The sequence below is a fragment of the uncultured Campylobacter sp. genome, from assembly GCF_938030685.1.
GTDB lineage: Bacteria > Campylobacterota > Campylobacteria > Campylobacterales > Campylobacteraceae > Campylobacter_B.
Window position 1 is genome coordinate 1 of sequence record NZ_CALHHX010000023.1, and the last position, 7734, is coordinate 7734.

The 7734-nt window shown below is 49.4% G+C and carries 8 protein-coding genes; 7 read left to right on the forward strand and 1 reads right to left on the reverse strand.

The window, feature by feature from the left end; translation table 11 throughout:
• Nucleotides 1-4: 4 nt before the first annotated feature.
• Nucleotides 5-1093 (reverse strand): methyltransferase, encoded by a 1089-nt coding sequence (locus tag Q0369_RS01155; RefSeq protein ID WP_298094842.1) that lies wholly within the window; start codon nucleotides 1091-1093, stop codon nucleotides 5-7.
• Between the two features lie 254 nt (nucleotides 1094-1347).
• Here Q0369_RS01155 and Q0369_RS01160 point away from each other — a divergent pair, with 254 nt between their 5' ends.
• The 7 genes from Q0369_RS01160 to Q0369_RS01190 form a co-directional block, all read left to right on the forward strand.
• Nucleotides 1348-2355: an AI-2E family transporter gene (locus Q0369_RS01160; protein ID WP_298094845.1), complete on the forward strand. Its 1008-nt coding sequence runs from the start codon at nucleotides 1348-1350 to the stop codon at nucleotides 2353-2355.
• Nucleotides 2356-2456: 101 nt separating this feature from the next.
• Complete coding sequence (locus tag Q0369_RS01165; protein ID WP_297903142.1) at nucleotides 2457-2816, forward strand: nitrous oxide-stimulated promoter family protein; 360 nt, start codon at nucleotides 2457-2459, stop codon at nucleotides 2814-2816.
• A gap of 253 nt (nucleotides 2817-3069) precedes the next feature.
• The gene (locus tag Q0369_RS01170; RefSeq protein WP_298094849.1) at nucleotides 3070-3846 is read left to right on the forward strand and encodes a hypothetical protein; all 777 of its coding nucleotides are present in this window, start codon (nucleotides 3070-3072) and stop codon (nucleotides 3844-3846) included.
• A 61-nt stretch (nucleotides 3847-3907) separates the two neighbouring features.
• A complete protein-coding gene (locus Q0369_RS01175) occupies nucleotides 3908-4474 on the forward strand; it encodes a molybdenum cofactor guanylyltransferase (RefSeq protein ID WP_298094853.1) in 567 nt (188 codons plus the stop codon).
• The gene (locus tag Q0369_RS01180) at nucleotides 4464-5600 is read left to right on the forward strand and encodes a phospholipase A (RefSeq protein ID WP_298094855.1); all 1137 of its coding nucleotides are present in this window, start codon (nucleotides 4464-4466) and stop codon (nucleotides 5598-5600) included. The genes Q0369_RS01175 and Q0369_RS01180 overlap by 11 nt, the downstream gene beginning before the upstream one ends.
• Nucleotides 5601-5753: 153 nt before the next feature.
• Nucleotides 5754-6680, forward strand: a complete 927-nt coding sequence (locus tag Q0369_RS01185) for a branched-chain amino acid transaminase (protein WP_298094857.1) — start codon at nucleotides 5754-5756, stop codon at nucleotides 6678-6680.
• A gap of 8 nt (nucleotides 6681-6688) precedes the next feature.
• Nucleotides 6689-7734: SPFH domain-containing protein (locus Q0369_RS01190; protein WP_298094860.1), on the forward strand; the 1046-nt coding region annotated here is incomplete at its 3' end.

Sequence of the window (7734 nt, forward strand, 5' to 3'; positions counted from 1 at the left end):
TCCATCAGCGCGCCCTTTCGCAGCACAGCAGCGTGTGTCCGACGCCCAGCCCGTCGTGAATTTGCGAAATTTTAAGCCCGGCGCACTGCGCAAATTTAATCATATCGTCCGAGTGATAAATTTTGCTATTGCCGTTTGCCATCGCGGCGAAATACACGCTGATCTGCGTCATGCTATACGCGGCGGTTTCGTAGCGCTGCCTGTCCCAAAACGGCTCCAAAATATAAAGCCGCGCCTGCTCGCTCATCGACTCCGCTGCACGCGAGAGGATGCTTACGATCTGCTCCTCTGCAAAGCAGTCCAAAAACTGACTAAGCCAGATCGCGTCAAAGCCGCGCGGAAAGCGCGTAGCGGGATCTAGCAGATCGGCTGCAAGCCCGTCTATGCGCCCCGCGCCCTGCGCGTCTGCGACGGCGTCTTTCATCATCGAAATTTGCCCCGCAAGATCCATTATCGTGACGCGCACATTTTCGTCGTAGCCTATGCACCGCTTAGCAAAGCGCCCCGTGTTGCCGCCTACGTCTAAAATTTTATCCGTCTTGCGCGAGAAAATGATCTTTAGCGCGGGCTCAAACGCCAAATCCGAATAAAAATGATCAAACGCGAGCCAGCTCTTGCGCACATGCGGCGGCAGATGCGAAAGCGCCTCGTAGATCGTAGCCCACTGCCCAAAAACCTTTAGCCCCTCTGGTTTGCCCGATTTTAGCGTCTCTTCGAGCCTAAATAGCCCCTCGTAGCACACGTCGTGGATGAAATTCATATCAACGTCCACCATCTCGTCGGTGAGCAGAAAATACCCCGCCTTGCTGAGCCGAAATTTCTCGCCGCACAGCAGCACCGTGCCGATGCTAAGCGAGCTTTCCAAAAGCAGCTTTACGGCGTATTCGCTAAGCGAGAGCTTCTTCGCGATCCCTTCTATGCTTAGCCCGTCCCGCGCCTCATGAAGCGCGCTTAAAATTCCAAATTTTTTCATCAATCGCGAGACTTGAAAGACCACCGGCGCGAAGGCGATCGCGTTCGCCGTCCGCTGTGCCTCGCCCGCGCTTTGATGCTCCGCGGCGTAGCGGTCTAAAAGCTGTTTGGGAAGATTCATTTTTGATCCTGCTTATGTAAATTTCACAAAATTTTAGCAAAAAATTCTAATTTTTGCCACGCGGGATTTTGGATTTGCTTGCGTTTTTAAATTTAGCGGGCAAGCCAAAAGCAAAGCTGCGCGAGCGGAACGATACCGAGCGAGCTTTAAATTTAGCGGATAAAATTTCAAAGCAGAGCTAAATTTTATGAAATTTTAGTTAAAATCACTCCTTAATTTCGCGCCAAAGCGAAAATCTAAATTTAGGAAAAGTCTTGAAACTTCAAATGTCCTTGATCTCCATCGCTTGCGTAGTTATTATCCTGGCGGGTCTTAAAGCCGCGCAGGCTATCGTCGTGCCATTTTTGCTAGCTATTTTCATCACGGTGCTCGTCTCGCCGCTGGTGCTTTATGTCCAAAAGATCCGCGTCGGGCGTGTTTTTAGCTTCCTCATCATTACTTTCGCTTTCGTGGCGATTATAGTGTTTTTCGGCGCAGTCATCTTCGATGCGATCAAGGAATTTTCAGCGCGCCTGCCCGAGCTTCAAGCAAAATTTGAAGAGGTGCTAGGAGGCGTGAGTGCGAAGCTCTCTCGATTCGGCATAGAGCTTAACGCTGCAAGCCTAGGCATTGATCCGAGCGAAGCCGCCGCGCAGCTATCTGCACTACTGCGCAAAACAGGCTCTATAGTCTCGACGGGATTTTTCATTTTTATAATGGTTTCATTTATGGTCTTTGAAAGCTCCGTAATCGATGAAAAAATCCGCTATTTTTCGCAAAGTAGCCGCGCTACGCACATTTTCGTGAAGAAATTTGCCTCCAGCCTCAAAAAATATCTGCTAATCAAAACTATCGCTTCAGCTTGCACCGGTGCGCTCATCGGGCTTGGGCTGTGGGCTCTTGGTGTCCCATATGCTGCGCTGTGGGGGATTTTGGCTTTCGTGCTAAATTTCATCCCTACCATTGGCTCGATCGTAGCGGTCTTTCCGACACTTTTCGTGACATTAGCTACGATGGATATAAGCTCCAGCATCTGGACTATCGCAATCTATTTGGTCGTAAACGTAGCGATCGGAAATATCATCGAGCCACGATTTTTAGGGCAAGGGCTCGGGCTTTCAACGATCAGCGTACTTGCAGGGCTGCTGCTATGGGGCTTCGTACTCGGCATCGGTGGGCTGTTTTTGGCTGTGCCGCTTACGATGAGCATTCAGATCGCACTTGCCTCAAATGACAAAACGCGCTTCATCGCGACTCTATTAAGCAACAAGGTCGAAAGATAAAGCGAAATTCCGCGGAATTTTAAAATTCCATCAATTTTAGCTTGAGCGCGCTCAAGAGTATTTTTGTCTCTTTTAGATAAAATCCGCCTAAAGGATCAAATATGACGAGTGAAAAATTTATTTACGAAGTAAACACAGTGACGAAATTTATCCAAATTTACTGCGATGGCAAGCATGCGGATGCGCCTAAAAAAGACGGTGCCGTGCTTCATGACTACAAAGACGATAAGGGGCTAGTGCAAACGCACTTTCATCTCTGTAGCGACTGCGAGCGAATGCTACGCTATGCCTACGCGCGCCTTGGTGCCTGCCCGCATACCGAAAAGCCACGCTGTCACCACTGCCCGCATCCGTGCTACGAGCGTGAAATGTGGGTAAATATGGCTAAGATGATGAAATATAGCGGCATGAAGCTTGGGCTTACGAAGATCAAAAAGCTTTTTTCGTTTAAAAAAAGCTAACTTGTGTGGGCAATTTAGCTAGAGTTTGCGGGTAAAATTTATATCTGCAAACCCGCTTCATCTCTACACAAAAAAGTATAAAAAAGCGGCGTGAAAACAAGCACAAAAAAGATATAAAATCAATCAAAATACTAAATCTTAGCGCGTAAAATTCTGCCTCGCAAACGCAAATCCTCCGCAATCCTTGATAATAAATAATTAAATTTGAGTTTATAGTTTTAAGTTAGAATTGTGTCCAATCAAAGGAGAAAATATGAAGGTCATTACCATCGCGGTCGTTAACGGCAGGGTCGTAAACGAAAAGGAATTAATCGCGTCCATCGCCGATTATGACGATTTTACCGCGGTTGCCGAACAACTCCGCAAAGGGCTGAAATCGAGATATTTTACATCTAGAGAGCATGCGAGGATCTACAAAAAAATCAGCGTCGAGACGGGCTTTAGGCGCGTGCGATTCGACTACAAACCTTATAAAGATAGAATTTCAAACCTTATTGCCGAGGGTTACACCGTCAAGGCGATCTTAAAAAAGATCGGCGAGGAGGACGAAGCGTTCAAAAACGCCGTTACTGCGCCCGGGCTTACGCACTTCATCTCCGTGACGTTCAAAGATGAAAAAACAAGACTTCGCGCAACTGCCAAAAAAAGCGAGGACTTCTTATACGCATATCGCTTCGAAATCAAGAAAATGCACTTCCAAGGCGTTAGCAATAAAGAAATTTTAAAGTATATGAAATCTCACTACGAAAAAGATTTTGCCAAAGTAAGCGAGCGCGATCTTGCCGCTTTTATCGAGGCAAACGCCGTGCTTGATACCGACCGCAAACTCTCGCTATATAAAAAGCCGAGCCTTTATGATCCGCATTTTAGCGAGATTATGAAGCTTTACGCAAGCGGGATGCGCGTCTATGACATCTGGAAGACGCTTAAAGCCAAATACCCCGAGTTAGCCAAGCTTCAGGCGCCGAGCCTTTATCAGTTCATCGCAAACAACGCCCTTGGCAAAGCTAAATATATGCAAAAAGACTGATATGCCCGCGCTTCTTTCAAATTTTACTTTCAAATTTAAAATTTCGCCGCGATAAAGATCGATGAAAGCCGGTGAAATTTCTATGAAAACCTGCGTCATTCTCTGCGGCGGCAAAAGCTCGCGTTTCGGCAGCGACAAAACGCTATTTCCTTTTCGCGGGCATCCCAGCATGACGCACTTTCTTTTCTCGCGCTTAAGCCGCGAGTTTGAGCGGGTTTTCGCCTGCGCCAAAAGCTCTAAATTTAACCCGCCGCTTCCTATGATTTACGATGAATTTGAGGATTTTTCGCCGATGGGCGCGCTGTATTCGGCACTGAAACCATTTAGCGGCGAGCGCATTTTTATCATCCCCGCCGATATGCCATTTGTAGAAATTTCCACCATTCGCGCTCTTAGCGAGCAGGAGGGGCAAATTTGCGTGGCGGGCGACGAAGCGCATAGGCACAGCCTGTGCGGATTTTTTGACGCGGATCTCGCTCCGCGCGCGCTTGAGCTCTACCGCGCGAAAGAGCATAAGATCGGCGCGCTCATCGGATCTGCAAATTCCAAAGTGCTAAATTTCAAAAACAAAGAGCAGTTTTTAAATATAAATTATCAAAACGATTTAAAGGGCGCAGATGAAATTTAAAGCTTTAGCGCTCGCGCTTTGCGCCATGAGCCTAGCCGCGCAAGATCTCTCCGAACTATACGCAAAGGCCAGCAAATACGAGGCCAAAGGCGATTACAAAAACGCGATGATCTATTACAAAAAGATCGCCGCGGCAAGTCTAGCGGATAAAGGCGATAAACCGCGCCGAAAAGTCGCAGAAAATTCTACCTCGTCCGCAGAAAACCGCGCTTCGCACGATGACACTACCGTTTTACACTCCGCCAAACCGCAAAATTCTGTCGCACAAAATTCCGCCGCGCCGAAACCCGCCGCGCCAAATTCTACTTCGTCAAATTTCGCAGAGGCAAACTCGGCTGCGTCGGGCTCCGCATCAAATTTAGCATCTAATTCCGCCTCGCTCTCGCAAAATTCCACTGCGCCGGATTCTGCGCCGAAAGGTGAGCAAAATGGCCGAAATTTTGGATTTTTGGGGCTTAAATACTACGAGCCGATCTATATGCTTTTCACCCACGATTTCAGTAAAAAACCCGATCGCAAGGCGGATGAGCTGCATTTTGAGTTTAGCTTCGAGCGCCCGATAACCTACGACGCGCTGGGGCTTGGAGAGAAAATTTCGTTTGCTTACGCGCAAAATTCCTGGTGGCAGATCACGCAGGATAGCGCCCCTTTTCGAGAAAGCAATTATCGCCCAGAGCTCTACGTTAGCGCGCCGGTGCCGTTTGCGGACGAGCTAAAGATCGGCGCCATGCACGAATCAAACGGCAAAGGCGGCGAGGAATCGCGCTCGTGGAATAGGCTCTACGCGCAAAGCACCTGGAGCGCGGACGGATTTTCTATCACCCCCAGAGTGTGGTATGCGTTTTGGCTGGACCGCACGAACGAGGACATCGCGGATTATATGGGCTACGGCGATCTGCGCGCGTCATACACCTTCGGCAAGCAGCGACTTAGCGCTCTGTGGCGAAATAACCTGCATTTTGACGGCAGTAACCGCGGCGCGATCGAGCTAAACTATAGCTTCCCGATCTTTAACAGCGGATTTTACGGCTATCTGCGCTACTTCAACGGCTACGGCGAAAGCCTCGCGGACTACAAACGCAGCGTCAATAAGATCGGCATCGGGCTTTCTTTCGTAGAATTTTAATGCCATCTGCACCGAGTTGCGGGCCAAATTTAAACTCACGACTCGTTGCGCGTCTTAAAATAGCACCAAATTTCAACCGCTTTTAAATTTCTTAGAAATTAATATTGTTTTAGCTAAAATCGCAGATTAAATTTTAAACAAAAGGATCAAGAAATGGCACAAATTCAAGAGGCCGAACTCATCTGGAAAGACGGCAAGCTAATCCCATGGGCGGAAGCTACTACTCACGTTTTGACGCACTCTTTGCACTATGGAAACGCCGTATTTGAGGGCGTACGCGCTTATAAAACCGACAAAGGCTATGCGATTTTTCGCTTGGACGAGCACACTCGCAGGCTTGAAATTTCGGCAAAACTCTGTCTAATCAAGCTTCCGTTTAGCTTCGAGCAGCTCCGTCAGGCACAGATCGACGTCGTCGCGAAAAACCGCTTCGATCAGACCGTATATATCCGCCCGCTAGCGTACTTCGGCTACGGCTCGATGGGCGTTTCGTCTACGAATTGCCCGGTAAACGTCATCGTCGCAGCGTGGCAATGGGGCGCGTATATGGGCGAAGAGGCGCTATGCAAAGGGATCAAAGCTAAAATTTCATCGTGGATGAAGCCGGCGCAATTTTCGATGATGGCAAAAGCAAAGGCGAGTGCGAATTATTTTAACTCGCAGATGGCAAATTTTGAGGCGGTTGACGCGGGATACGATGAGGCGATACTGCTCGATCCTCAGGGCTTCGTCGCAGAGGGGCCGGGCGAGTGCTTATTTATCGTAAAAGATGGGCTCATCATCACTCCGCCGAACGATACCAGCCTAGAGAGCATCACTCAAAACTCGGTTATCGAAATTGCGCGCAGCCTGGGCTACGAAGTCCGCAGAGAGCGCATCGCTCGCGATCAGCTCTATGCCGCGGACGAGGCGTTTTTCACCGGCACCGCCGCGGAGGTCACGCCGATTAGCAACATCGACGGCAGGATCATCGGCAAGGGCGAGATGGGCGAGATCACGAGCCGCTTGCAAAAGGCGTATTTCGCCGTCGTCACGGGCAAAGACCCCAAATTTGAGCACTGGCTCACCTACGTTAAATAAGGACGCGCATGCCAGCGGATTTGAATGATTATTTTAATAAGAAAAACAGCGATAAAAAAGGCGGGAATTTAAATTTTAAAATTCCTAATTTCGGAGGGATGGGCAAGTTTAGCGGCGTGATTTACGCGATAATCGCGATAATCGCGCTGCTCGTGATCGCAAAGCCCTTCGTCACGATCCAATCGGGCGAAGTGGGGATCAAATCAAATTTAGGTAAATACGATCCGACGCCTCTTGGCGCGGGGCTTCACTTTTTCGTGCCGTTCATACAGGACGTATTCGTCGTAGATACTCGTACACGTATCATCAACTACACCAGCAGCGAAGATATGAGCGCGGGTATCGCTACTAAAAGTGGCACCACGGGCGGTATCATCAGTAAAAACTCGCTCTCGGTTTTGGATTCGCGAAATTTGCCCGTCAGCATCGACATCACCGTGCAATACAGGCTCAATGAAGCCACGGCGCCCAACACGATCGCCGAGTGGGGCTTTTTATGGGAGGATAAGATCATCGATCCTCGCGTAAAGGACGTCGTGCGTAGCGTCATCGGCAACTATGCCGCCGAGGAGCTGCCTACCAAACGCGACGAGATCGCCAAATCGATCGACGACGGCATCCGCAAGAATATCGAAGCACTGCCGAATTCGCCCGTAGATCTGCTAGCCGTGCAGCTTCGCGAGATCATCCTGCCGGCGAAGGTAAAGGAGCAGATCGAGAGCGTACAGATCGCCAAACAGGAGGCTGAGCGCACCAAATACGAAGTCGAGCGCGCAAACCAAGAGGCGCTTAAAAAGGCTGCTCTTGCCAAAGGTAACGCAGACGCCGTCAAAATTGAGGCTCAAGGTCGCGCCGATGCCGCCAAGATCGAAGCCGACGCGCAAGCCTACGCTAACAAAGAGATCGCAAAGAGCTTGGACGCAAATCTTTTAAGCCTCAAGCAGATCGAGACGCAGGCTAAATTTAACGAGGCGTTGCGCGAAAACGGCGACGCAAAAATTTTCCTAACGCCGGGCGGCGCGGTGCCTAATATCTGGGTCGATACGAAAGATAA